The 25,526-nt window shown below is 51.8% G+C and carries 21 protein-coding genes; 5 read left to right on the top strand and 16 right to left on the bottom strand.

Annotation, left to right across the window (positions count from 1 at the left end; all coding sequences use genetic code 11):
* Positions 1-104: 104 nt before the first annotated feature.
* Entirely contained in the window at positions 105-2,030 is a 1,926-nt protein-coding gene (locus AC5JO6_RS11245; RefSeq protein WP_496081153.1) for a GTPase family protein, read from the top strand.
* A gap of 28 nt (positions 2,031-2,058) precedes the next feature.
* Here the strand turns inward: AC5JO6_RS11245 and AC5JO6_RS11240 are convergent, their stop codons facing one another.
* The 10 genes from AC5JO6_RS11240 to AC5JO6_RS11195 form a co-directional block, all read right to left on the bottom strand.
* Positions 2,059-2,751, bottom strand: a complete 693-nt coding sequence (locus tag AC5JO6_RS11240; protein ID WP_496081152.1) for a DUF2834 domain-containing protein — start codon at positions 2,749-2,751, stop codon at positions 2,059-2,061.
* A gap of 315 nt (positions 2,752-3,066) precedes the next feature.
* A complete protein-coding gene (locus AC5JO6_RS11235; protein WP_496081151.1) occupies positions 3,067-3,267 on the bottom strand; it encodes a hypothetical protein in 201 nt (66 codons plus the stop codon).
* Between the two features lie 193 nt (positions 3,268-3,460).
* The gene (gene folE / locus AC5JO6_RS11230; protein WP_496081150.1) at positions 3,461-4,162 is read right to left on the bottom strand and encodes a GTP cyclohydrolase I FolE; all 702 of its coding nucleotides are present in this window, start codon (positions 4,160-4,162) and stop codon (positions 3,461-3,463) included.
* A gap of 103 nt (positions 4,163-4,265) precedes the next feature.
* Positions 4,266-4,991 (bottom strand): SDR family oxidoreductase, encoded by a 726-nt coding sequence (locus AC5JO6_RS11225; RefSeq protein WP_496081149.1) that lies wholly within the window; start codon positions 4,989-4,991, stop codon positions 4,266-4,268.
* A 427-nt stretch (positions 4,992-5,418) separates the two neighbouring features.
* Positions 5,419-6,399 (bottom strand): acetyl-CoA carboxylase carboxyltransferase subunit alpha, encoded by a 981-nt coding sequence (locus AC5JO6_RS11220; protein ID WP_496081148.1) that lies wholly within the window; start codon positions 6,397-6,399, stop codon positions 5,419-5,421.
* 75 nt (positions 6,400-6,474) lie between these two features.
* Positions 6,475-7,347, bottom strand: coding sequence for a glycine betaine ABC transporter substrate-binding protein (locus tag AC5JO6_RS11215; protein ID WP_496081181.1), 873 nt, complete (start codon positions 7,345-7,347; stop codon positions 6,475-6,477).
* Positions 7,348-7,457: 110 nt separating this feature from the next.
* Positions 7,458-8,108: an ABC transporter permease gene (locus tag AC5JO6_RS11210; protein ID WP_496081147.1), complete on the bottom strand. Its 651-nt coding sequence runs from the start codon at positions 8,106-8,108 to the stop codon at positions 7,458-7,460.
* A gap of 183 nt (positions 8,109-8,291) precedes the next feature.
* Positions 8,292-8,684 carry an ACP S-malonyltransferase gene (locus tag AC5JO6_RS11205; protein ID WP_496081146.1) on the bottom strand — a complete coding sequence of 131 codons (393 nt, stop codon included), beginning with the start codon at positions 8,682-8,684 and terminating at the stop codon, positions 8,292-8,294.
* Positions 8,681-9,055: a DUF433 domain-containing protein gene (locus AC5JO6_RS11200; protein WP_496081145.1), complete on the bottom strand. Its 375-nt coding sequence runs from the start codon at positions 9,053-9,055 to the stop codon at positions 8,681-8,683. Before AC5JO6_RS11200 ends, AC5JO6_RS11205 begins: the two co-directional genes overlap by 4 nt.
* 148 nt (positions 9,056-9,203) lie before the next feature.
* Positions 9,204-9,992 carry an ATP-binding cassette domain-containing protein gene (locus tag AC5JO6_RS11195; protein WP_496081144.1) on the bottom strand — a complete coding sequence of 263 codons (789 nt, stop codon included), beginning with the start codon at positions 9,990-9,992 and terminating at the stop codon, positions 9,204-9,206.
* A 229-nt stretch (positions 9,993-10,221) separates the two neighbouring features.
* On the opposite strand from AC5JO6_RS11195, the gene AC5JO6_RS11190 reads away from it, so the two are divergent.
* Together AC5JO6_RS11190 and AC5JO6_RS11185 are read left to right on the top strand one after the other, a co-directional pair.
* Positions 10,222-11,256 (top strand): 5'-methylthioadenosine/S-adenosylhomocysteine nucleosidase, encoded by a 1,035-nt coding sequence (locus tag AC5JO6_RS11190; protein ID WP_496081143.1) that lies wholly within the window; start codon positions 10,222-10,224, stop codon positions 11,254-11,256.
* Positions 11,257-11,355: 99 nt separating this feature from the next.
* A complete protein-coding gene (locus tag AC5JO6_RS11185; protein WP_496081142.1) occupies positions 11,356-13,038 on the top strand; it encodes a serine/threonine protein kinase in 1,683 nt (560 codons plus the stop codon).
* Positions 13,039-13,060: 22 nt separating this feature from the next.
* Here AC5JO6_RS11185 and AC5JO6_RS11180 read toward each other — a convergent pair whose 3' ends face one another.
* Positions 13,061-13,309: a type II toxin-antitoxin system RelN family antitoxin gene (locus AC5JO6_RS11180; protein ID WP_496081141.1), complete on the bottom strand. Its 249-nt coding sequence runs from the start codon at positions 13,307-13,309 to the stop codon at positions 13,061-13,063.
* Positions 13,310-13,831: 522 nt separating this feature from the next.
* Here AC5JO6_RS11180 and AC5JO6_RS11175 point away from each other — a divergent pair.
* Positions 13,832-14,041, top strand: coding sequence for a hypothetical protein (locus AC5JO6_RS11175; RefSeq protein ID WP_496081140.1), 210 nt, complete (start codon positions 13,832-13,834; stop codon positions 14,039-14,041).
* A gap of 89 nt (positions 14,042-14,130) precedes the next feature.
* Here AC5JO6_RS11175 and AC5JO6_RS11170 read toward each other — a convergent pair whose 3' ends face one another.
* The 4 genes from AC5JO6_RS11170 to AC5JO6_RS11155 all read right to left on the bottom strand — a co-directional run bounded on the left by AC5JO6_RS11170 (position 14,131) and on the right by AC5JO6_RS11155 (position 22,347).
* Positions 14,131-14,706, bottom strand: coding sequence for a nuclear transport factor 2 family protein (locus AC5JO6_RS11170; protein ID WP_496081139.1), 576 nt, complete (start codon positions 14,704-14,706; stop codon positions 14,131-14,133).
* Between the two features lie 18 nt (positions 14,707-14,724).
* Positions 14,725-15,696, bottom strand: a complete 972-nt coding sequence (mdh, locus tag AC5JO6_RS11165; protein WP_496081138.1) for a malate dehydrogenase — start codon at positions 15,694-15,696, stop codon at positions 14,725-14,727.
* A gap of 155 nt (positions 15,697-15,851) precedes the next feature.
* Positions 15,852-16,067 (bottom strand): NAD(P)H-quinone oxidoreductase subunit O, encoded by a 216-nt coding sequence (locus tag AC5JO6_RS11160; protein ID WP_496081137.1) that lies wholly within the window; start codon positions 16,065-16,067, stop codon positions 15,852-15,854.
* Between the two features lie 157 nt (positions 16,068-16,224).
* Positions 16,225-22,347, bottom strand: coding sequence for a response regulator (locus tag AC5JO6_RS11155; RefSeq protein WP_496081136.1), 6,123 nt, complete (start codon positions 22,345-22,347; stop codon positions 16,225-16,227).
* Positions 22,348-22,373: 26 nt separating this feature from the next.
* Here AC5JO6_RS11155 and AC5JO6_RS11150 point away from each other — a divergent pair, with 26 nt between their 5' ends.
* Positions 22,374-22,520 carry a hypothetical protein gene (locus AC5JO6_RS11150; RefSeq protein WP_496081135.1) on the top strand — a complete coding sequence of 49 codons (147 nt, stop codon included), beginning with the start codon at positions 22,374-22,376 and terminating at the stop codon, positions 22,518-22,520.
* Between the two features lie 82 nt (positions 22,521-22,602).
* Here AC5JO6_RS11150 and AC5JO6_RS11145 read toward each other — a convergent pair whose 3' ends face one another.
* A complete protein-coding gene (locus AC5JO6_RS11145; RefSeq protein WP_496081134.1) occupies positions 22,603-25,476 on the bottom strand; it encodes a methyl-accepting chemotaxis protein in 2,874 nt (957 codons plus the stop codon).
* Positions 25,477-25,526: the final 50 nt, after the last annotated feature.

Below are 25,526 nucleotides of genomic sequence, written 5' to 3'. Positions count from 1 at the left end.
CTCACTCCTCACTCCTCACTCCTCACTCCTCACTCCTCACTCCTCACTCCTCACTTCCTTACCCTAATTGCCTAAACTAGAGACACCGCGCTCAAAAGGTAGCAATGGTGCGCTTAAAACTATGGCAATGGATGGCATTAGGGTTGCCGATCGCCAGTATCATCAGCTTTCTCGTTATTGCAGCAGGGTTTCAGATTCAGCAGTGGGGCATTAGCTGGATCTGGGGCGTTGTGGTGCTGATGTTTGTCATCTGGCGCTGGCTGTTGGTGAAATGGACGCAACCAGCATTGGCACAGGTACGAGCAGTGGTTGCTGAGGTGACAGAAGAACTGGAAGCGGCAGACGCTACAGCAGCAGCAGCCACACCGATCGGCAGCAGCCTCCAACAAGCTGAGACAATCATCCAGACGATTTTGGAAGAGGCACGTGCTGATCCACCACTTTGGGATGGTTGGGCTGAGTTTTGGGCACGGTGTAAGCAGGTTGTGGAAGCGGTTGCCCACGCCTACTACCCGCAGGTGCAGCGTCCCCTGCTCCAAATCTATGTGCCCCAGGCGTATGCGCTCATGCGGGGCACGGTCGAAGACATGGATCAATGGATGCAAAAGCTGTCGCCAGCACTTAATCAGGTGACGATCGGGCAAGCATATCAGGCTTATGAGATTTACCAGAAGTTGGAACCATCGGCACGTAAGATCCTGCAAGCGTGGAACTGGGCACAATGGCTTTTGAATCCGGTGGCGGCATTAGCAAGAACAGCAACTCAGCGATCGAGCAATCGTGCTACGCAGGAGCTGTTGGTCAATCTGGGTCAGCTTTTGCGAGAAGCCGCCTTGACCAATCTAGGTAAACAGGCGATCGCTCTTTACGGTGGCATGTCCCCAGCAACGTTGGAACTGCCGTCTGCTAATCTTTCATTGCCCAAAGCGAAAACCCAAACCTTACGCGAGATCTTGTCTCAAGCGGCACCTGCCGAAGCGCTGGAGCAGAAGCCGATCAACATTTTGCTGGTGGGACGAACCGGAGCCGGAAAAAGCAGCTTGATCAATACTCTCTTTGTTGATCGCCGCGCTGAGGTAGATGTGCTTCCCAGTACCGATCGCATTCAGGATTATCATTGGCAGGCGGATGGTGGTGAAACACTCACGCTTTGGGATACACCTGGTTACGAGCAGGCAAATCGGACTGACCTGCGAGAGCAAGTGCTCAACTACATCGCACAAGCGGATTTGCTTCTGTTGGTCACGCCAGCTCTTGATCCAGCGCTGCAAATGGATCTGGATTTTCTCCAAGACGCAAAGTCAGATGTGTCAGACTTGCCCACGATCGCAGTCGTCACTCAGGTTGATCGCCTGCGCCCCATCCGTGAGTGGGCACCACCCTATGACTGGGAATGGGGCGATCGTCCCAAAGAAATTGCGATTCGGGAAGCCACAGAGTATCGCGCTGGGTTGTTGGGTGATTTTTGCAAGCTAGTGGTACCGATCGTGACAGGCGATGTACAGACGGGTCGAGCTGCCTGGGGTGCAGAACAGCTATCGGTAGGACTGATTCAAACGATCGCGCCTGCTAAGCAGCTTCGCCTTGCTCGGTTTCTGCGGGATTTAGATGCCCGCACGATCGCCGCCGCCAAAATCATTAACCATTACACCTTTCAAATGACCACCACACAGGGGCTGACAGCATTGCTCAAAAGCCCCGTGCTGCGCTTTATTTCGACCCTCACGACCGGATCGCCGACATTGGCATATCTTCTGGCAGAGCAAATTCCTGTCGAGCAATTGCCAGTGGTGCTAGGCAAACTCCAGATGGCATACGACCTGTTCACGTTATTGAATGCCGATCTGCCAAACGCGCGTAATTTTGACCTGCTGGGTTTGTGGTCGCTGTTGCTAAACAATGCCACGACACCCGATCGCAACGCCTGGGCGTTTGGTCACGCCCTCACCGAATACTGGACACGTTCCCTGACGATCGAGCAGCTAGAGGCGCAGTTTGAGCATTATCTACAGCAGTACCTGGTGAAGTGATGACGTGAGGTTAACTGATCGTCATCGGTTAACCAGCGTCCGCTGATGTGGGGTAGCTCGGTTGAGGTGGCACTTTACCCTCAGTCTGCTCAGGTAACGCTGGACGCAAAACCAGATAGCCGATCGCACCCAGCAACGGCAGCAGCGCAATAACCCAAAATAATCGATCGTCAGTCAGCCCTCGTCGCGCCATATCATCCCGCAATAGCGCTGGAAAGAGCAGCGAGAGCAAGCAAAAATCCAGGCTCATCACGTGAATAAAACGGCTCGATCGCCACTGCTGCACAAAGTCAGTCCAGTCTCCCTGCCGAATGCCGTAAAACAGTAGACTCAGCGTGGCGATCGCCAGCACCAGTCCCAGCCAGCGCGAATCCAAAAGCTTGAGCAACCATGTTTTCTTGCCAACAAAGGACGTGTTCGGCTCTCGTAACGCCAAGTACGGCACGATGGCAAACGCTCCCACTGCAAACGATGCCGTTGCAAACAACCATGCTGGAATCTTCTGCATCCTGCCATCAATGAACAATACGCAGCTATAGATAACAGGTAGCACACCCATAATGTTGAACAGTGCCACAACCAGCGGATTGATGCCTGCAATTTGTCCCGTTGAAAGGTGCTTGATTAGTTCTAGGGTGTCGGGGCGATCGGGGGGAGCCAGGAAAAACGCGTAGGTGACGAATCCAAGCCACAACAGCCAAAAGCTAGCTTTTCTGCCCATAGTTCAGAGTGTAATGGTTGTTTTCTTACACCGTACACGGTTCGGGAGGTTCACGGTCTCTTCATTAAGCTTTTACGCATTCTTTTCCCAAAAGGAATTGCAACCTGCGATTCTAGAAGAAACTCACTTCATGCGGACAATGACAGCTCTCTTTATCGGCGTTTCGTTTCTCTTAGGCTTTTGTACAGCGATCGCAAGCCTTGTTGCACTGTTTCAGGTGTACTTCACACCAGTGGAGTAAGCCGTCTAGCCGCTTAGCATCCAAATCAGCACTCAGGGATGGAACTCCATACATCTCTGAGCATGGCTAGACAGTTAAAGCTTTTCCAGAGAGTCTGGCTCGACTGGTCCATACTTTACCAGCACGAAGCCTGTTTGCTTTGTCCAATCTCCTTTTAGAAAATAAGCGCCATCGTTCACAGCCGCGATCGTCGCCATATGACCTCGCATTGATCCGCGTACGAGACGGACACGATCGCCCACATTCAAAGCCGTTCGTTGAATTGATTTCATCATAAAGCGGCACCTAAAGCTCTACAAAAATTACATAAAGAAATACAGCCAGCTATCGCACCGTTCCAGATTGTGAGACAGTATCGAATGCCAAATGGTTCACTTTGCCAACAAAAATCCCTCTCCTGGCAGGAGGAAAGGGACTTGAAGCAGGCATATAACCGTGCCAGATATTTGACTGAGCGGGTGCTTTCCGCTACCAGGAGGGCTGATGGCGAATCAAGTTCAAGAACTCTTCACGGGTTCGATGGTCTTCCTGAAACACACCAACCATCGCGCTAGTGACTGTCCAGGAACCCGGCTTTTGGACACCCCGCATCACCATGCACATGTGCGTGGCTTCCATGACAACAGCAACGCCCTGGGGTTCCAGAATCGTCTGGACGGCTTCAGCGATCTGGCGGGTAAGACGCTCTTGCACTTGCAAGCGGCGAGAGTACATTTCGACGATGCGTGCGAGTTTACTCAACCCGACGACTTTTTGATTGGGGATATAGGCAACGTGCACTTTGCCCATAAACGGCAGCATATGATGTTCGCAAAGGCTAAAGGCGGTAATATCCCGAACGAGCACCATTTCGTTGTGACCTTCATCAAAAATGGCACCGTTGACGAGTTCTTCTAGCGATTGATGGTAGCCACTGGTCAGAAAGCGCATAGCCTCGGCGACCCGCTTGGGTGTTTTGAGCAAGCCCTCACGATCGGGGTCTTCGCCAACGCCGAGCAACATCGTTTTAACAGCCGCCATCATCTCGTCTTGCAGTGCTTCGGGAGGTGTTTGTAGCTTTGGTTCTTGCACACCATCTAGCGTGTTGCGATCGGGGCGAGTGGTCAATTTTTTAGCTTTTTTTTCCGCAGGCTGGGAACCATTAGGACCGTTAGAAGACGCAATAGTCATGTGAGTCAAATGTAGGTAATGTGACAATGTGAACGTTTGTTAAGTAGGGATGTTACATATAACGTCCCTACGACTCTGTAAAAGCCTGCTGCACAGCCAGACCCTAAAGCGCGCCAACACTTGACATGAGGGTCATATCTTCGATTACTGCTTCCTGGGGCAGCAATGCAGCGTAGAGAATTGACTGGGCGACCGTTTCTGGTGTCAGCATGGATGAGCGATCGAAATCGGCATGAACCGTGTCAGTGTCCCAAATAGGAGTGTTGACGGAACCTGGTGAGATCGTGACGACACGGATACCGTTGTAACGTTCCTCAGCGGCTAGCGTTTTGGATAATGCCACCAGACCAAATTTGCTGACGCAATATGCTCCCCACTCGGGAAACACTTGTTGTCCAGCGATCGAGGACACGTTGATGATGGTACCCTGCTGACGTTCGCGCATGGACGGCAAAATGCCTTGAATGCACTGAAATACGCTGGTCAGATTCAACGTGAGGACGCGCTGCCAGTCTGCTAGAGGCGTATTGCCAAGCGATGCAGTGTAGCCCATGCCAGCGTTGTTAACAAGAATGTTGATGGGTCCAAAACTGGCGGCGATCGTCGCTATTTTTTCCCGCACCTGCTCTACCTCCAGCAAGTCAATGGAGTAACATGCCACCTTCACTCCATGCTGAGCTACTTCTGTAGCAACAGCTTCCAACTTCGATCGAGTGCGACCGACTAATGCAAGGTGGATGCCTACCTGAGCAAATGCCAACGCTGTTGCTCTGCCGATGCCGCTGCCTGCTCCCGTTACAAGAGCATACCGTTCGCTTTGAGACGTCATGAAACAGTTTTGATATCCTAAGGTGTGAGCGTGTCAAAACTCACTGATGTCACGCGCGGCAACGTTACCGCTTTGGTCAATGAGTTTAGCAGCCGAAGCTGAACGAGAAATGAGAAAAAAGGCGTTTATCGTCGCTAGTCACAGGGTTGAAAAGCTCAAGCAAAACGTCTAACAACCAAGACTAGCGGTCGCCGCGCTTTCAACCGATGTCAAGCTTGATGCATACCGATTCCGAACGTTAGTTTCAAAAAGACAAGTGGAGAAGATGGAACGCTCGCCGAAAAATGTAAACATTTGTTACGAACTCATTATATCACTCACACTAGCAAAAATAGAGCAGAAACTTGAGCGCTTGTCAGTCTGAAGCCGTCAGTGCTGGCTGATAGCTCCCATCATTGAGTGCAGGTTTGAGTTGGTATGCTTTAGCTCAAACTGGGTGTTCGCTAAAAACACCGATCGCTCGAAACTTCTGATAGCGCAATTCTCGTCGCTGCTGACTGGTCATTTGATCAAGTTCGGTCAGGTGTCGCAGCAGTGCTTCTTTAAGAATCTCGGTTGTTTTTACTGGATCAGCATGAGCAGCGCCGATCGGTTCTGGCAAAATTTCATCAATAATGCCGAGTTGCTTGAGGTCGGATGCAGTAATTTTCAATGCTTCGGCTGCCTGCTGTGCCTTGCTGGCATCACGCCAGAGGATCGCAGCACACGCTTCTGGTGGTGCAACGCTGTAGACTGAGTGCTCAAACATCAGCAGGCGATCGCCTACACCAATACCCAACGCACCACCAGAGCCGCCTTCCCCAATCACCGTGCAGATGATGGGTACGTCAAAGCGAAACATTTCGCGCAGGTTGTAGGCGATCGCTTCGCCCTGTCCAAACGCTTCGGCATCCAGCCCGGGCCAAGCCGCTGGGGTATCAATAAAGGTCAAAATTGGCATCCCAAAGCGATCGGCGTGTTCCATCAACCGAATGGCTTTGCGATAGCCTCCGGGCGATGCCATGCCAAAGTTGCGCGTAATGTTGTCTTTGGTGTCGCGTCCTTTTTGCTGCCCCAACATGACAACAGGGCGACCAGCAAGACGAGCAACGCCACCGACTAGGGCTGGGTCATCAAAGCCGCCGCGATCGCCGTGTAGCTCCATCCACTCATCGCTGATGGACTGAATATAGTCCAACGTGCTGGGGCGACGGGGATGTCGTGCAACTTGAAGCTGCTGAGTGGGTGACAGCCCGCTAAAAATTTCCTGACGAAGTTGCACAGCGCGTGCCTCAAGCTGACGGATCTCATCAGTAACATCGACATCATTTTCTTCTGCAAGTTCACGAATTTGAATAATTCGTGCCTCCAGATCTGCGAGAGGCTTTTCAAAATCAAGCAGAATGGGTTTGCGTTCGATCGTGGGCATAGCTTAAGGAAGACAAAAACTGGAAGGAAGGCAAAAATGCACTATTGCCATTCTAAAGTCTCTAGACCGCAGATCCTAGAGATTTTTGGACTGACGAAAGGTTTGAACTACGTCTTTGAGATCGCGCAGTTCACCATCAACCAGATAATTTAAGTGCTGCATTTCGTCGGGAGAAATTTTGCCTGCCAGTTGTTCAAGGGCGGTACGCACCTGAGGATATTTTTGCAGCGTTGCCTCACGGACGATCGCCGCTGCTTCATACGGTGGAAAGGCGTGTCGATCGTCTTCAAGAATGACAAAGTCCGATCGGGTAATTTGTCCATCCGTAGAGTTGCCTGCCACCAGATCCACTTGTTTTTGCAGCAGCGCCCGGTAAAGTAGCCCCAGATTCAATAAACGTGGCGCTTTGGTGAACTTGAAGTCGTAGGTTTTGACCATGTTGGCGTATTCCTGACGTTCGGTGAATTCATAGCCGAAGCCAGCCTGCCATTGCGGAATGTACTGTGCCGCTTGAGAGAGCGTTTTGAGGTTGAGCGATCGCGCCATGTCACCCCGCACAATCATCGCAAACGTATTCTGGAAGCCCAACGGCGGCATCACTGCCAGCTTGAACTGTTGAGCATAGTCGTCTTTGACCTGACGGTAGACTTCTTGTACATCACCGATCGTCTTCTGCTTGAGAATGGTTGAGAATGCCGTACCCGTGTATTCGGGGTAGAGGTCGATTTGTCCTGACAGCAAGGCATTGTGGCAAACCAGCGTATCCCCAAGCTGCAACCGACGAGCCACCTTCAAACCCGTTTTTGCCTCAATCTGTTGTGCCAGCAGTTCACCCAGAACGTCCTGCTCGGTAAACGCTTTGGCTCCGATGACGATATCGCCACGTCCACTGTTGCCAGATGGATTTGCGCTACAACTGGCGATCGTCGTCAGCAGCACGATCGCCATGAGAAGCCACGCCAGTAGCGATTGATAGCGGTTTTCCTTTGTCTTTACTACACCCAACACCCCACCCCCCACACCCGATTGAATCTGACCCTTGATTCGGACGGCTGTACTCATGCAGGCTTACCCCCTCGTCGTGTCAGGCGATGCTCTAGCCAACCAATGCCAAAGTCTGCCATGAGCGCCAGCACGGCAGCAGGAATGACACCCGCCAGAATGAGTTGATTATTCAGTGCCGAAATGCCCCGAAAGATGAAAATGCCCAAGCCGCCTGCCCCGATCGCCGTTGCAATGGTCGCCGTGCCGATCGCGATCACCGTAGCGACTCGAATGCCTGACAAAATGACCCCCAACGCCAGCGGCATTTCAACCTGCGATAATAGCTGCCAGTCCGTCATGCCCATCCCCCGTCCGGCTTCCCGAATGGCTGGGTCAACGCTCATAATCCCCGTGTAGGTGCCGCGAATGATAGGCAGAAAGGAATAAAGCGTGAGAGCCACGATCGCAGGCGGATCGCCAATGCCTCCACCCAACGCAGGCGGCACTGTTACCAATAGCCCAAACAGCGCCAGACTGGGAATAATTTGCAGAATGTTCGCTGTGCCCAGAACAGATTGACGCAGCGCAGGTTTCCGGGTAATCAGAATGCCCAGCGGAATGCCGATGAGGGTCGCAATGAGAATGGCGATCGCCACCAGGTACAGATGCTCCCCGGTACGTTGCAAAATCTCCGGCGCATAACGAACAAGAAAAAAATTATTCATATGAGTTGATTTTCGCGTGTAACTGAGCAGAACCCATTGCGCCATCAGTTACCAGACTTGTCGTAATTTGCTTAGTGCCTACAGCAGAAAACCTTTCGGCAGTCGGGTTCAAGCAGGTCATTAGACGGCAATTGCTAATGAGACGATCGCGATTGCCATCATCGTCAACTGAAGCCGACAGCCTCATGGAATGAAAATACGACTGACCCCCAGATAATTTTCGATAGACAGCACGATGTCAGCAATACGGGCGCTACATTGTTCACGATACTCTTGTTCAATGATTCGATCTAGACTTCCAACCGTAAGTACTGGCAATGATGTCGATGTACTCTCTTCACGAATGGTTTGTTCTAGTGAGTCTTTTCCCTTGGCATTCCGGTTTGCAGTGAGTAAAAGCATTTGATGAGACTGCGCGAACTGCCAGATGATTCGATCGTTCGTATCAACCGCTAATCCAGCCTCTTTCAAGGTGACAAAACGAATGGATAACAACTCAAGCCAACCATCCGCTGCCAAGGTGCCCTGAAACAGAACGATATAGCCCGTCAAATTGTAATCAACGAGAACCATCATGCAGTTAAGCCAAGCTTGGCTTTCCAGGCTTGAAGTTTAGCATGAATGGCTTCCTGCCCCGGCTTTGGAGGCATTTGAGAAATTTCCGTCAAGCGCTCACGATTTTTGATCTCCCAGTACTCACGACGCTCTTGAGTTTCCCTTAAAACAGTCTGACAGTCTGCTTCAACCTCCGAGCGGTTAGCATCAATGTAGGAGAGTGCTGCATTGAGTTGTGCTTCTGTCAGAGGCAGCCAGTTCAGAATTAACTTGGGTGCCCATCCTGCTGCAAGATGATCCATGACATCGTAAAGGGTGATACGAGTGCCTGCGATCGTCAGCCCACGTTCTGTGAGGACTATAGTTGACGGTTCGCTTGATACCGAGGTCATAACCCATTCACGCCTCTGAAACTAACTCTATGCTATCCCAAACCAGCTTGTGGGAAGGGCTTAAACTAGCGCTGAGTAATTTCGATTTGTCAATAAAAAATCATTCCTGAACATAATTCCTGCCAGCACCAATTGTTTTATATCTGGATTACCGTTCTTGAATCTGTTCCAATGTTCGTAGCGTTTTAAGAAACGTTTGTGCCTCTGGTTCGGTCGATCGCAAAAACTCTTCCGCTGTCCCCAGCACCACCAAGCGACCATCCTGCATCAAACCAATGCGCGATGCCAGCACAAACGCTTCTTGAATATCATGGGTGACAAAGACAACGGTTTTGCCGAGTTCTTGCTGGAGCCGTCGAAATTCTTGCTGGAGTTCCAGGCGCGTGATGGGGTCAAGGGCACCAAACGGTTCATCCATCAGCAGAATGGGCGGATCGGCTGCCAGGGCACGAGCCACCCCCACGCGCTGCCGTTGTCCACCGGAAAGCTGATTGGGATAGCGATCGGCAAACTGAGCAGGCTCTAACCCCACCAGATCCAGTAGTTCATGGACACGAGCTTTGATGCGTTTGGGCTGCCAGTTCTGGAGTTGAGGCACCAAGCCGACATTGCGTTCGATCGTAAAGTGGGGAAACAACCCTGTCTCCTGGATGACATAACCAATCTGTCGCCGTAGTTGAATGACATCCCACTCAGTAGTTGACTTGCCCTCAACCTTTACCTGTCCGCTCGTGGGAGTTAGCAACCGATTAATCAGCTTCATCGTGGTGGTTTTGCCCGACCCACTCCGACCCAGCAACACCAGCGCTTCACCAGATTGAATAGCGAAATTTAGCCCTGAGAGCAGCGATCGACTACCCGCCATAAAGCCAACGTCCAAGAACTCTACAGCGATGCTTGTTGAGGTTGGTTCGCGTCTTGCGTCATTCGGCACCATGAACCGCTCCAGTTAAGGGACTGTTACTTAAACGTACCATCGTCTCAAATGTGTCGATCGTGTCAACAAAGCGAGACAAACCAGGATATTTTGCTTTTGAGCCTGGTGCTTCTGCGTGCAACTACGGATGTGACTGTTCCATGTCTCATCACTAACGATACGCTTCACATCCAATGCCGCGTTGCCCTGAGCTCAATCAGCACCTCTAAATCTGTGGAGCAATACCAGTATGTCGGTTTCGAGAATCAAACGCATTTTCATCATCGCACTGCTTTGTCTTGTGATGACGATCGCTCAAGTCAGCGCCAAAGAAACCAAACAAAAACGCTGCCTCACTGAATGTAAATCACGCCTGGGTATTGTTTCTGCGTTTGGCGAAGAAGCCGCCATTCTGCTGGCAGAAACCACTAGCAAACGTGAATATAAAATTAACGGCAACATCTTTACAACAGGCAATCTCAGAGGCAATCGTATCGTCATTGTTTTGAGTGGCATCAGTATTGAGAATGCAACGATGATCACTCAATTAATGGTTGATAATTTTAACATTAACCATCTGCTGCTGAGCGGCATTGCTGGAGGCATCGACCCTGACAATAAAATTGGTGATGTGGTGATTCCCAGCAAATGGGCATTTCCTTTAGAGGTGTATTGGAACGGTGACAGTAATCTTCCCGCTCCCTGTGGTACGCCAGGAGACTTGCTGTGTTTGGGCTTGAAGCTATCCGAATTTACCAGCACACCGAATTCTGACTATCAAGTGCCAACACCCGGTGGGGCAGTGGGCACTGGTTTATTTATGCGCGATACGTTTGTCAGAAGCGACTCAAATTTCCCGGATGGCGAGTTCAAATTTGACTATAAAGTAGATCCAGAAATGCTGGCAGTTGCCAAAAGTGTGAACGTTCAACTGGATCAGTGTGGTACTAGAAATCCCAATCTCTGTGTTTCGGTGCAACCTGTAGTGCGTGTCGGCGGAAGAGGTGTGGCTGGACCTGCCTTCCTCGCCAATCCCAACTACCGCGACTACCTTTTCAAAACAATTAAAGCGGTATCGGTGGATATGGAAACCACAGCGCTTGCTCATGTTGCCTACGCCAATGAAATTCCATTCATTGCGTTTCGTAGCTTGTCTGATCTGGCAGGTGGCGATGACTTTACGGATGTGGGTGCCTTCTTTGGTAGCGGTTTAGCAGAAGGCAATGAATCGAAGGTGACGCTTGGCTTTTTGGAGGCATGGGCTAAAAAGCATTCAAACTCTTAAGCGATCGTATATACCCAGATCCCCGACTTTTTGCAAAAAGTCGGGGATCTCAAAGATGTTCATTACAGGTGGCACTCAAGAATTTGATAGACTGCTGCTATGAATTCCTTGATTGGTCAGCAGCTACAGGGCGGTAAGTACACCCTCGACGAAGAATTAGGGCGTGGTGGCTTTGGCATCACGTTCAAAGCCACCCATCACTTTTTGGGTCAAACCGTTGTCATCAAAACCCTGAATGAATCCCTGCGCTACGAACCCGATTATGCCGACTATCAGCGCAAGTTTCAGGATGAGGCGCGACGGTTAGCGCTGTGTGTGCATCCCAACATTGTCCGCGTCAGCGATTTTTTCGTGGAAGCGGGTCAGGCGTACATGGTGATGGACTATATTCCGGGTCCTAATCTCGAAACGCTGGTGTTTCCTAATCAGCCATTAGCAGAGGCGATCGCCATCCACTACGCCCGTCAGATCGGCAATGCACTGAAGGTCGTGCATCAAAACGGCTTGCTGCATCGGGATATCAAGCCCCAAAACATCATTCTGCGCCAGGGTACGCAAGAAGTGGTGCTCATTGACTTTGGCATTGCCCGCGAATTTACACCCGGTTCCACGCAAACCCACACCAGCTTGATTTCGGCAGGCTATGCCCCGATCGAACAGTATCTTTCTGAAGAAAAACGTACCCCTGCTACTGATGTGTATGGACTCGCGGCAACGCTGTATGCACTTCTAACCGCACGCGTACCCACTGCGTCGATTTTGCGCGATCGCCAACCGTTACCCGATCCGCGTGAACTGCGCCCCGAACTCAGTGCTGCTACGAACCAAGCGATCGTTCGCGGTATGGCAGTGGATGTGCGCTACCGACCAAGCAGCATGGAGGAATGGCTTGCTTTGTTGCCCGATGGCTCCTCGACTGGTGCCGCACCGATTTCGCCATTTCAGCCTGCCGCCTCTGTACAGCCCACCCAAACAGCGGCAACTCTGGCGGTGGGACGACGATCGCCTCAACAACAGTCGCTTGTTAAAGGCACGATGCCACGCGGTGGAACTCTTGCAGAAAACACCCGATCGCCTGCTACAACTCCACGTAGTGCTGCTCGTTATACGCTGCCGATACTACTGGGTTTGGTGCTACTCACAATGTTGGCAACGGCGCTGGTTGCTATTTTTTATAAGCCTCAACCGACAACGGAACTGCGAGTAGAAGAACCCAGCCCGTCACCATCCTTATCTCCATCGATCGCCGCCTCATCCAAGCCATTACCACCTAGCCCCTCACCGAAACCGACTGAACCGCCAAAGGTTGAGCGATCGCCTGAACCATCGCCATCCGTTGAGCCAGAGCCAGCGAACGATCGTCCCTCAGCCGAAGTTCCAACTATTCCGGGTTTCCCCGTAGGCACCTCTGAACGTGAAGTTGAAGCCGCACTGGGCAAACCATCTCGTACCGATAAGGGCGTTTGGGGCGATACTCGCACAGCCTTGTACGAAGTAGTGCCCAATGCCGTGACGCTGGCATATATTTACGATCGCGCTTCTGGCAACGTCCGCCAAACCGAAGCCTCCTTTGCGCAATCGGTGGATACGCTCCAAATGAAAGTCGCCCTCAACAACATGACGGGTGGACAGGCGAATGATTTGCTAGACAAGTTGGAAGCCGTAAAACAACGAAAAGCGAACGAATATACGTTCTCAAAAGGCAATTTGAAAGGTGTGATTCAACGAAACAGCAGCGATCGCATTTACATCGGCGTTTGGGATGCCGATCTGCACAATTAAAGAACGATGGTCGGTACGTGGCTTAGTCTGCGTCAATGCCTTCCCACATTTGAGCCAATGGAATTCTTTGTCCCGTTTTTGCCTGGTGCAATGCTCTGCGTAGATTTGCTTTTATTTCGTCAATAGAAGTGTCGTCCGGATCTTCCTCTTCTGTGGATTCAGGATACAGAATGATGACACGCACATCACCATGAGCGAACGCTGGCACAGGCTCGTAAAGGGATAGATTCCCTTGCTCGTCCACAACACCTGTGACTTCAATCGCTTTCATCAGTCTGCCCTCAACTTCTCTAAGAGGATGTTTTAAAAGTCCAGATGCGTGTCGCTCTGGCGACTGAAGTCGCGGCTACACGCACAAAACCTGCCTACGCAGGTTCCAAAACCCTCGTGCTGAGGTAGTCCGCGCAGGCGGACTTCGTTTACGTAGTCGCGGTTTTAACCGCCAGACACTTTTCAAACAGCCTCAAAGCTTAAGAATAACTGACGCTCCATAAGATTGCGTCTGTCCTTTCGGTAAAGGACTGGTTTACCTAATCATTTTCATAGAACTCACCCAGTATTTTGCGGATCTCTTTGTCGCTAATATCCTCTCTATCTGATTTTGAGTAGACTAAGAACAGAAAAAAATGGCATTTTAGCTGCAGAAGTTATGGAGTATGATCGTTCGGATATTCTAAAAGATTTATTATCTTTCTCGAAACCTTTAGATCTAATTTCACAGAAGCTAAGGTAGCTAGATTGGGATTGCGAGTCTGCTGCTGTAGTAACGTTTGATGGTTCGCACGCAATCAATGTGTTAAAACATTTTTTGATCAGTGATTTCTCTGTTGACAGCCTTGAACGTTGGGCTAATTTGATTGAGGGGCGAGAAGATGTTGAGTATGAAGAAAGTAAGCAAGAATTATTGAAAGAGTTGATTTTTAGACTTGCGAATCCTGTTCTTGAAGGGCAGATAACTGAAAGCGTATGTACAGAGTTGATTTTTAGACTCAATCAAGTTTGATCGCCCACAGAAAAGAATTTGTGTTAGATCCCCGACTTTTTTGAGAAGTCGGGGATCTAGTGTTTCTGGCGTTTAGCCGTTAACTGCTTCTACTTGACCACGATCGTAGAATCGCTCGTCACTGCGGTTGCCAAAATTTCTCCCTTGATGCGTTCAAATTTGATCGTTTCTTGAGAGGTTGACACGAGTGTGACGGGTTGTCCTTTGAGTGTTGCTTCTTCTAACAGCGTGTAGGATGCTGTGCCCGTTTTTCCATCAGGCGCAATCTTAACTTTGAGGTTGGTGTACTTGCTGCTATACCGTTGCGTTGCCTCAAAGCCTTGCTGGAGATATTGTTGGTACTGCGCTCGCGTCAGGTTGAGGCTCTGAGAACCATTGTCTAACTTTAAGGTCATTTTGATAGTGATGTTGGGAGCCATATACTTCATGATGCCCTCCACATCTTTTTGCTCCGCCGCTAGTTTCGTCGCGTTAAAAATAGCGCGAATCTCACTTTCGCGGAGTTGGCTTTTAGAAGCAGTTGGAGTGCTTGCTTGTTTGATCGAGTCTGAAACTGGATGAGCAGTTGCAACTGTAGACCCCACGCCTAGCGTGGCAAGCCCAACCAACATGCTAGCAAGTAACCGTCTGACAAGCAGCAGACTGACGCGATCGACCTGGTTCATGCCAACCTTCTCCAATGTTTAATGACTGGACTCTAACAATTCGTCAATCCGATCGCTGGTTTGTCTCACCGCTTCGGCTGATGCGTGTAACGCCGATCGTTCGGCATCGGTCAAGTCCAGTTCTAGCACGCTTTCGATGCCCTGGCAGCCCAGACGGCAGGGCACGCCGACAAACACATCACGCAATCCGTACTGACCTTCAAGATAAGTAGTGACGGGCAGAATGCGGCACTTGTTGAGCAAAATTGATTCCACCATGACATAGGTAGACGAGGCAGGTGCGTAAAAGGCACTTCCCGTTTTCATCAAGTCCACAATTTCAGCACCACCTTTACGAGTGCGATCGATCAGGCGCTCGATCGCATCAGCAGCCATCAGTTCCGTAATGGGAATACCATTCACGGTGGTATAGCGGGGCAACGGCACCATGAGATCACCATGACTGCCCAATACAGTGGCGCTAATGTCGCTGGTTGATACACCCAATGCCATCGCCACAAAGGTTTGAAAGCGGGCAGAATCCAGCACACCCGCCATGCCCATCACTTGATGCACAGGAAGTCCGCTGGCTTTCCAGGTGATATGGGTCATCTGGTCGAGGGGATTCGTCACCACGATGAAGATCGTATTGGGCGAATGGACGATCGCCTGCTTCGTCACGTCCAAAACAATCTTGCCGTTCGTCAGCATCAAATCATCGCGGCTCATACCCGGTTTGCGTGGCAGTCCGGCTGTGATGACGACCACATCAGAGTCGGCGGTATCAGCGTAATCATTGGTGCCAACAATCTGGCGATCGTGCCGCTCCATGCCCCGTGCCTGCATCAAATCGAGCGCCAACCCTTGAGGGCGACCTTCCACCACATCCAGCAGCACGACATCGGCAAGATTTTTCTCGGCAAGTCGCTGTGCCAGGGCGCTACCCACGTTGCCAGAACCAACAACCGTAACGCGGGGCGGGGAACAGGCGATCGTAGACGGGCTTAGCATGAGAGGAGAGGTATGAGGGGTAAGGAGTGAGGGTAACAAAAGCAATGAGTGATGAAGAGTCAGTCTAGCAACGTTCCCCAACCATAGAGTTCGTTACCCACCATGCTGATTTTTAGCATTCACACCTCTCTCCTCTCTCCTCTCTCCTTACCTTCCTACTCAAACGCTTCGAGCTGATCCTGCCGCAGCCAGATGTTTGGTGTTGGAGTAATGCCGAACTGAACCAGGGCATAGTCGCCGCTCAGATCAACGACTTCACCCTTCGTCTCAAAGATGTAGGATGAAAAGCGAGGGTCACTTGCCTGTGCCTCCAGACTGTTTTCCAGCTTATCCTTCACTGCTCGTACAAAGTCACCGCGTTTGATTGGCATAGCGCTTACCGTTCAATAGTCACGTCTGTCAGCATTGTACGGTGGAAGCAGAACAGGCGATCGCACTTTTAGTGAATCTCTCGGCTATAGCGATCGCCAGAGGTTTTGCCACGCACAAACAACCTGATGGCTGGCAAATGCCTGGGTGCGGCAAACATCATGCATTGCTACTGGTAATCAGCACTTCGCCTTTCAGCATCCGTTGAGCGGCATCTAGCAGCGCTTCTTCCAGGTAGGGTTTCGTGAAATAACCGCTGGCACCAAGGGAGACTGCCATCTGACGGTGACGATCGGCACCACGAGAGGTGAGCATGGCGATCGGTAAATGGCTGAGGTTTGGGTCTTTTTGGATACGCGAGAGCAATTCTAACCCATCCATCCGGGGCATTTCGATGTCGCAGAACACGATGTCACAGGGTAGCCCAGCGCGGAGTTTTTCCCAAGCCTCTTGCCCATCGCGTGCCTGTTCAACCCGATAGCCAACCTTGTTGAAGGTCATGGAGAGCAGTTCGCGTACCGTGATAGAGTCGTCTACAATCAGCACGGTTGGCTCGGTTTTGGCGATCGGTGCTTCCTGAACCATGCTCACGCCGTCTTGTTCCCACAGCGACCCACCTACATCTTTGCGAATGCGACCCAGTGAGAGGTCAATCAGTTCCAACACGTCAGCGATCGGCATAATGCGACCATCCCCCAACACCGTTGCCCCAGCCACACCAACGGGTTTAGGAATGGGTCCTTCTAGCTGCTTGATCACAATTTCCTGTTCGCCCAGCACCTGATCGACCTGGAGCGCGAGGAAGTTTCCGGCACTGCGTAGAACGACGATCGACACAATATCGTCTTCCTGGTTGCCGCCATACACATTGCCTCGGCTGAGGTGACGGCTGTACGACAGCAGTTCGCTGAGGGGGCGCAGGGGTAAGAGCGAATCGCGCCAGGGAATACAGGCTTGCCCTTCGGCGTTGGTTTGAATGCGTTCTTTAGGCACATCGAGCATATCTTCCACCCCGTCCATCGGGAAGGCAATACGGGCGCGATCGCTGATGCAGCACAGTGCCTTTGAGATACTCAGCGTCAGCGGGAGGCGAATCGTGAACGTCGTGCCCTTGCCATAGGTAGAGTCGGTGGTAATTGCGCCACGAATCTCGCTCAGACTGGTGCGAACGACATCCATCCCCACACCCCGACCGGAGAAGTCATCTGCCTGATCTTTCGTGCTGAAACCAGCGTGGAAGAGCAAATCGTAGAGATCTAACCGCGTCATGTTTCTTGCTTCAGTCGCGGTGATGAGTCCTTTTTCGATCGCCTTTGCCTTGACGCGATCGATGTCGATCCCCGCACCGTCATCGGAAACCGAGATGATCGTCTGGTTTCCCTGGTGGAAGGCGCGAATGGTGATGCGTCCAGAGGGCGATTTGCCTGCGGCACGGCGCACTTCAGGAGACTCAATGCCGTGAGTGATGGCGTTGTTCACCAGATGCGTCATTGGATCGTAAAGCTGCTCCAAAATCATCTTGTCGATCAGCGTTTCGCGCCCTTCGACGTTTAGTTCTGCCTGTTTGCCGACTTTCATCGCAATGTCACGCACGGCACGGGGCAGTCGATCGGCAGTTTGAGCAAACGGCACCATGCGCGATCGGGTCAAGCCTTCTTGCAACTGAGTCGTTACCTGACGGAACATCCGCGTCACCTGATCGGTTTCATCCACGATGAACTCAATGTCAGATGACGACTCCCGAACTCGTACAATCAGCTCGATCATTTCCTGTGAAAGGCTATGGAAGCCCGTAAAGCGATCCATCTCCAGAGGATCGTATTCGATACCAGTGGCATTTGCGGTTTGAGCGAAGACTCCACTTTCGCGTACTGAAGGTGGCGCACTGAAGGCGCTACGGTGGCTTTGGCGACTGGCGAGAAGAGAACTTTCCAGGAGCGATCGCTCATACAAGTCTTGCATTCGCTGACCCACATCGCTCAGTTGCTGTACCTGATACAGCAAATTATCAAGCGACTGACGGAGCCGTTCCTGGTCTTCCTCCAGGCTGTTGCGGTTGACCACCAGTTCCCCTACCAGGTTACTGAGGTTATCTAAATGCTTGACGGGCACCCGCATCGTCTGCTCGCTAAACACTCGACCGGGACGGGTTGGACGACGATTCTGAGCCGCTGCACCACCACGGGTCAGTTTCACTGTAGGCGAACCGCCCATTTTCTCTTCAGCATCCTTCAGCAAATCATCCAGGTCATCAAACTCAGACGCGCGTGATGCTGCTGTATCGGATAGAGGTGCTGCATCAAAGAGGGATGTGGCAGTGTTGTCTTGGTCAAGTGCTTCACCCTGCAAAAGCGATTCGAGGTCAGCAAAGTCGCCTAGTTGTGATGAGGCTGTGGCACCAAACGCCAGCATTCCCCCTGCAGCAGTTTCAGGGGCATCAACGTCTTCTAGTACAGACGCCGCATCAGGTGCTTCAGCCAGCATGTCGTCTAAACTAGCCCATTCGTCTGCCTCTGAAGCCTCTTGATCAAGAAACGACTCTAGACCAGTCAAATTGTCACTATCGATCGTGTGATCACTATCGATCGTGTGATCTAAATCCAAGCTGCTCAGATCGGTCAAATCGGCAAACGCATCGTCGTCACTCAGCAGATTGTCGAAAGCAGAAGCGTTCGCATTTTCTGGCTGGCTTCCTCCGTCCAGCAGTTGATCGAACGACGCAGAGTCATCCGTGGATGTTGAGGCGGATGATTCATCGAGCAAGCGATCGAGATCGAGCAAACTATCGTTGGTTGCGTTCTCGCCGCTGCTTGTTTCCCAGTCGAAATCAGCCAATGCCTCCGAGCCTGTAGTGATGGTTTCGACAGGCGGTGAATCAAAGCCCAAAGCGTCGAAGTCAGAACTCTCAAACGCTTCAGAACTCTCAAACTCTAATGAAAAGTCACTAGAATCAGTCGTATCTACTGCCGTGCCGTTGCGTTCCTCGCGATCGCTGAAAGCAAGCAAATCATCACCAAAGTTCAGATCATCACCAAAGTTGAGACTGTCCTCATTCACCTCATTCAAAGGAATAGCCGCTCCACTGCTATCCTCCGGTGATTGAAAGAGCAAATCATCGTCGAAGTTGAGACTGTCTTCAGTTGAGGGGGTAGCTGCTGTGTTGCTATTCTCTTGAAAGGCAAATAACCCTTCACCAAAATCCAGATTGTCATCAGTGGACGTTTGCGATGTATCAGCACCGTCTAGATTGTCTAAGCCAAGCAAATCGAAGTCTAAGCTCTCTTCAGCGCTAGTGTCTGCACTGATCGTTGAGACCGCTGTCATTTCATCGGCTGATGCAAAGAGGTCGTCAGCCAACGCTAGCGGATCGTCGGTTGTCTCAGTTTCTTCGCCATCAGTTTCTTCACCAATAGTGGCAGGTGCGCCCAACGCAAACGGTTGCTCGTGTAAATTTAAGCTCTCGTCCGAAGGCGCGATCGCGCTGAGCGCATCCAGATCGTCTAAAGCGCTGAGACCCAATACATCATCGCTGAGCGCTGCCCCCGTTGCTTCATCGGATAGCGGTTCTGGAGAGACTCCAATCGTGAATAAGTCATCTGGTAATTCCAAATCCTCATCGATCTGGTTTGGGTCACTGAAGTTTAGCTCGTCAAGCGATTCATCAAAACTTGGCTCATCGAAGAGTGTGCCAGGAGCATCAGACGTACTGGCAGGCTGGGTTTCCATCAAGTCATCAAACGCATTGAGCGACTCTGAAGCGGCACCGAAAGCAAACGGCTCAAAGTCGGTTAGACCTTCCAAGGATTCGTTCAGCAAGTCAGCATGGGCGATCGTGCTGGGCGCTTCAGCAAACGGCTCTTCTAGTGCAGCGGCTGGATCGATCGTCTGATCAGAGTCATCTGCAGTCAACCAGGATGCTGCTACATCTGGCACTGAGGCATCCACCTCTGATACATCTAAGAGCGTAGTGTCCACAGCCTCGTCTGTATCCAAACCACCGAAGTCAATGTCTAGCGCATCCACTGAAGCTACGTTTGCTGATGTCTCGGCATTGTCAAAGTCGAGATTAGCGAGATCAAGGCTCAACTCATCGGCATAGGAGGCATCTGAACCAGAGGATTGGGGTTGGGATACGTCTAAACCTGCCCACGGATCAGGAAGATCGGCTGGCAAGGTAGTGGGAGGTTGATCGGAGACTTCATCCGATGATAAAGACAAATCTAACGCTGCCAGTTCGTCATCAATTGGCAGCAGTTCAGGCGCTGCATCGTCTTCTAGCAGTGATGCGAACGATTGGTCAAGCCCATCATCCGTGAGTTCTTCTACTAGCGGCTCTGGAAGCGATGTCGCTGATGGTTCAGCCGTCGTTGAGTGTAGAAGGCTGCTGAAGTCACTATCGTCCTGATCAGATAGCACTTCGATGGGGTCGGTGATGAAACTGTCATCGCCGAACGTGCTTGGTTCAGTTGTGTTGACTGCGGTTGGCACGATCGCATCATCCATCATGGAAGTATCAGGCATTGCGTCATCAGTCAGCGATGGCGCAGATTGATCCAGAGGAAGCGGATTTTGATTCGCGCTCTGAGGCTGGGTCAGCTCGTCCCAGGGATCGTCTAGCTCATTGACAATGGGATCATCCAATTCGTCCAGGTTAAGTTCCAGGGGTGCGTCGGAGCTGTTCTGGAGTTCTGAGAAGGTGAGGTCTTGCTCCCCTTCCATGCCAGCGAAGAGTTCACCCAAATTATCAAGAGACGAACTGGATTCAAACGCTTGCTCAAAACGAGAGGCATCCGACTCCGAAGTCGTTTCAGTGTCCAGGTTCAAATCGTCAAAGACATCATCAAAAGCAACGGACGGCTCAAGCATGGCTCCAGCATCCGTTGACTCACTCAAGTCAGCAGAGTCGGATGTGCCAAAGAGGTCGTTCAAGTCATCCTGTTCATTGATGCTGCCTGAGAAGAGGCGATCGTCTTCACCTACGAACGATTCTGGTGCTAGTGCATCATCGCTGAAGAGGTCGGTAAGCGCATCCTGAGAGGAGGTTGAGGCTTCTTCCTGCCCGATCTCTGCCTCATCAAAGAGAAGATCGGCAAAGTCGGCAGTTTTGTCAAAAGCGGCGGCATCATCTGAACTAACGGCAAGCATCGCTGCCGTATCGGTGATAATTTCTTCCTCTTGCCACGTAGAACCCAGGTCGGGCACCTCGCCCTCAAAGAGGTCAGCGAGACTGTTAAGCTCTGCCATCCCAACTTCAGGTCCATGCTGATCACTTGGTTCGTCACTGACCGATGCTGTACTGAGGCTGTCGCTCAAATTAATCGCGGGCGAAACGTTGTCCAGGTCAGCAAACAGGTCATCGTCAGTCGTGACTGCTTGTGGCTCCATCAGCCAGTCGGTGTTATCTGAGGTTGCTAGCAGGTCGTCAAAGTCGTCGATCGCAAGTTGTGGCGTGAGGGGCTGTAGAGCCTGTAGTTGAACACAGGGCGCAATTTCAGAAGCGCGACCAGAGAGAACCAGTTCTTGCGCCTGCTTGATGTCTTTGATTACGACCGCAGCCAGTGTGCGATAAGCATTGTCAGGGTTGGCGATCGCCGTTCTCGCCATCTCGACCAGAACACACCAACTTGACAAATCAAATCGTTCGCCGATGCTGATCAGATGGCGACACAGATCTTGCAACTGCTGACGATTAGCCGCGTCCGACTCTGGCTGCTTGAATAGTTGCAGCATCTCGCGCAGCCGCAACGGAATGTCGTTCTGGAAAAGCAGTACGAAGGCACTGTCCTGCTGTGCTGGCGATGAGCCTACCTGAGCACCAGCGGCGATCGAGCGATCGACGGCAGATGGCGTAGGGGTGGCACTACTTGCCAGGACATTCAAGTGGTTTTCTAGCTCTCCAAAGACATGCTCGACCCCAGCAACCGTCGCATTTGCAGCTTCATCAGTCAAGCCAAACGGTCCTTGTAACTGCCCCACCAGCTCCTGTAGCGCATCAAAAACTTGTAAAAAAAGACCTTCAAGCTTTTGATCGACTTTAACAGGCGCATCTTTAAGAATCTTGAAGTAGTCTTCCAGGCGATGGGAGACTTGCTGAATGCTGTTTAGCCCCAGCATTGCCGCTCCACCTTTGACGGAGTGGGCTGCCCGAAACAGCTCATTGACCATTTCCTGGTCTTCAATGGTGCTTTGCAGATTGAGCAAGCCTTGCTCGATCGTGTTGAGGTGGTCTTTTGCCTCCTCAATGAAGTAGCCCATGATTCGCTGTTGTTGTTCAGGCTGCATGGCAGTGTCCCATTCCTTTGAAACGTATGATTGCTACCGAAACGCATTGTGCGTTACAGAGTCGATCGCTCACGGGGCGCTTGGAGGGAGGTTTATTAGCAGCATCCGCACCTGACGCTGCAAGTTTGAATCAATGTGTCAGCGACGAGAAAATGTTGATCGATCTCGCCTAAAGGCATACCAGCATCCTAGATTGCTCTACTGTACCTGATACACCTGAAATTGACACCCGCAGCAAACCTCCTCTATCTACGGCTACTTGCGCTCGATCGTTTCCACTCGGAACCGTTCCACCGAGGTGAGCAAATCGCGGGCAACGCCGACCAGATTTTGCAGCGAACCGGACACCCGCTGCGCTTCCTGCGAGGTTTCTTGCGCGGTCAATTCAACCGATTGCATGACCTGCGCAACCGCACGTGAGGTTTCGGTTTGCTCAACGGTATCCGCTGTGATCGATCGCACCAGCACGTCAATCCGGTTGGAGACCTGAATGATATCTTCGAGCGATCGCTTCGCCTGTTCCGCCAGTCGAGTACCCTCGATCACCTGCTGCGTTCCTTCCTCCATTGCCGTCATTACAGAACCCGTTTCACCCTGAATTTGCAGTACGATTTGCTCGATTTCCTTCGACGCTTTCGCGGCTCGGTCAGCAAGCTGACGTACTTCATCGGCGACGATCGCAAACCCACGACCCGCTTCGCCTGCCCGCGCTGCCTCAATACTAGCGTTGAGTGCCAATAGGTTGGTACGGGAGGCAATTTGCGAAATCAAGGCGACGATCTTGGAAATCTCTTGCGATGATTCCGCTAGGCGCTTCACCTTACGCGTAGTTTCTGCCACCGTTTCGCGGATTTCGAGAATACCTGCCACCGTGCGTTCCACTGCTTCACCCCCTTTAAGGGCGGTTGCGGATGCCGATCGTGCCACTTCCTCCGCTTCGCGGGCGCTTTCTGCCACCCGTTGAATCGAGTCGGTCATGACTTGCACGGAATTCAGCGTCACAGCAAGCTCTTCTGCCTGACGGAGGGCATCAGAGGACAAACTGCGGGCGAACATTTCGTTGTCAGTCGAGCCTTTGCTCACCTGCCGCGCTGCCACTTTCACCTGTTGCACAATCTCACGGAGGTTCTGGATGGTCAGGTTGAACGAGTCGGCAACGGCTCCCAATACGTCAGCCGTGACTTCTGCCTGCACCGTCAAGTCACCCCGCGCCGCACCTTCCACATCATCCAGCAGTCGAATCACCTGTCGTTGGAGGTCTTCCTTCGCTTGTTCTTGCTCTTCTGCTTTGCGTTGCGCTTCGCTGGTGGTCGTCAGGATGACTCGCGCCATCTGGTTGAACCCGGTGGATAGATGACCAAACTCATCCTCTGTGTAAACTGTGGCACGGGCATTTAAGTTGCCTTGAGACACCGAATTGAACTGCGCTTGCAGGTCATCGGTGGACTGCCTGATTTTCTTGGCAGTGAATTGTCCGACGGCAAAGGCTGCCATACCACCCGATAGACCACCGACTAGAGCCATTGCCCAGCCAGTGCTCTGAAGCCGCGAGATCACCGCGCTGGAAATGTCCTTTTCTTGCTGTGTGGCACTGGCAGATGTACCAGGAAGGGTGCTGGTAGAAATGAGGTTGACGATCGCCACCGCGACAGCAGAGAAAATCCCAGCCGTAATGGCGGTGTAAAACTGTTTTCGCTCAATCGGTGCATTCTCCAGAAACGCTAGCGCTCCTTGCTCAACGCTGGGAGTCGGTTCAAGGTTTTGCTGATCAGTTTGGGTAAAGGTCGGCACCTGGTCGGACGTGCTGGAGATGCTAAACACTTCATCATCTGAGATGGTGGAGTGACTGCCACCTTGACTAAAGTCCATCGAATCGAAATCCCGGGTGGTCGCTCCACGTGCTACAGCTTCGCCCCCAGCCAACGCCATGCCTCCAGGCGAATCAAAGCCTGTACCAACAGCAGGGCTGGTAAAACCTGCGGAGTTATCGGAAAGGTCAAAGTCGGCGAGATTACCAAGATCGTCAAATTCGTCAAATTCATCCAGAAAGTCGGCGCTGGTTTGCCCTGTACTCCCCGCAGCGCTGTGAGCACGATCGCCATCAGCAGCGTCTATCGGCTCCTGAGTAAATTCGCCAGCCGAAGCAAATGTTTGATCACTCTCGTACGCTCCGGTACTGCCCATGAAGAGAGTTTCATCTTCACTGACGCGGGGCGGATAACTACGAGTTGGATGGGGTAGTTCGAGCAGGCGATCGCCAACAGGACTGTCGCTCTCTATGGTGTCGTGTGGCTGATCGATCGGCAAGGCTTCCGGCAAGTCCAACGGTGCAAACGCGTCATCAAACTCATCCAGAGCTGAGGCGAACTGATCATGAGGCGCGTTGGCACCATAATTTGACACACCGTAATCAAACTGATCGGGTAGGTCGCCCATGCTAGGCGATGATTCAGCTGGTGGTGACTGGAAGAATGATTCCTCTGTGAATGAGTCCTCTGTGGGAGACGGTGGCGCTACGGCATCAACTGAGAACGGATCAGACAGGGCATCAAGGTCGTCTAACTGATCGGACTCTTGCAGATAGGTGTTAGCGGCGAACGGGCTAGCGAACGGCTCTTGCTCTGGTGGCAACGCAAAATTCTGCCCAGGCTCATTCGCTTCTGGGTTAAAATTCGGGTCGAAGTTGGGGTCAAAATCAAGGTCATCGGCACCAAAAACGTTGTCAAACTCATTATCCACGCCTAAAACGTCACCGTTTTGCCAATTGCTTGCGGATGCATAATCAGGTTCGGCTGGCGCATACGCTTCAGACGCGATCGCCGCATCGAAGTGGTCTTGACCATCGCCGACATCAGATTGGCTGTTGATATAAGCCAGTCCATCGTTGGCGTAGTTGATGAATTCCTGATCGGTTGTGAGGCTCAGCACTGACTGGTACTGTTCTCTGGCGACCGTAAACTGCTGTAACCCATAGCAGTAGACGTGACCGCGCAGCAAAGACGCGCTGGGGTCTTCAGGAAATTCTTTGACAAGGCGATCGACGACTTCAGCAGCCTCTTGATAGTTGCCCTGTACATAGGCTTTTTGAGCTTGCTGATAGTCCTGTGCGTATTCAGTGCCTGATGCCATTTGCCTCCTCCCAGTTGCGTATTGAGTGCTGTAGCTTAGGCATAGCGGAC

The organism is Tildeniella sp. (assembly GCF_059505325.1).
The sequence above is the reverse complement of the archived record's forward strand: the minus strand, read 5'-3'. Positions and strand labels throughout refer to the sequence as shown.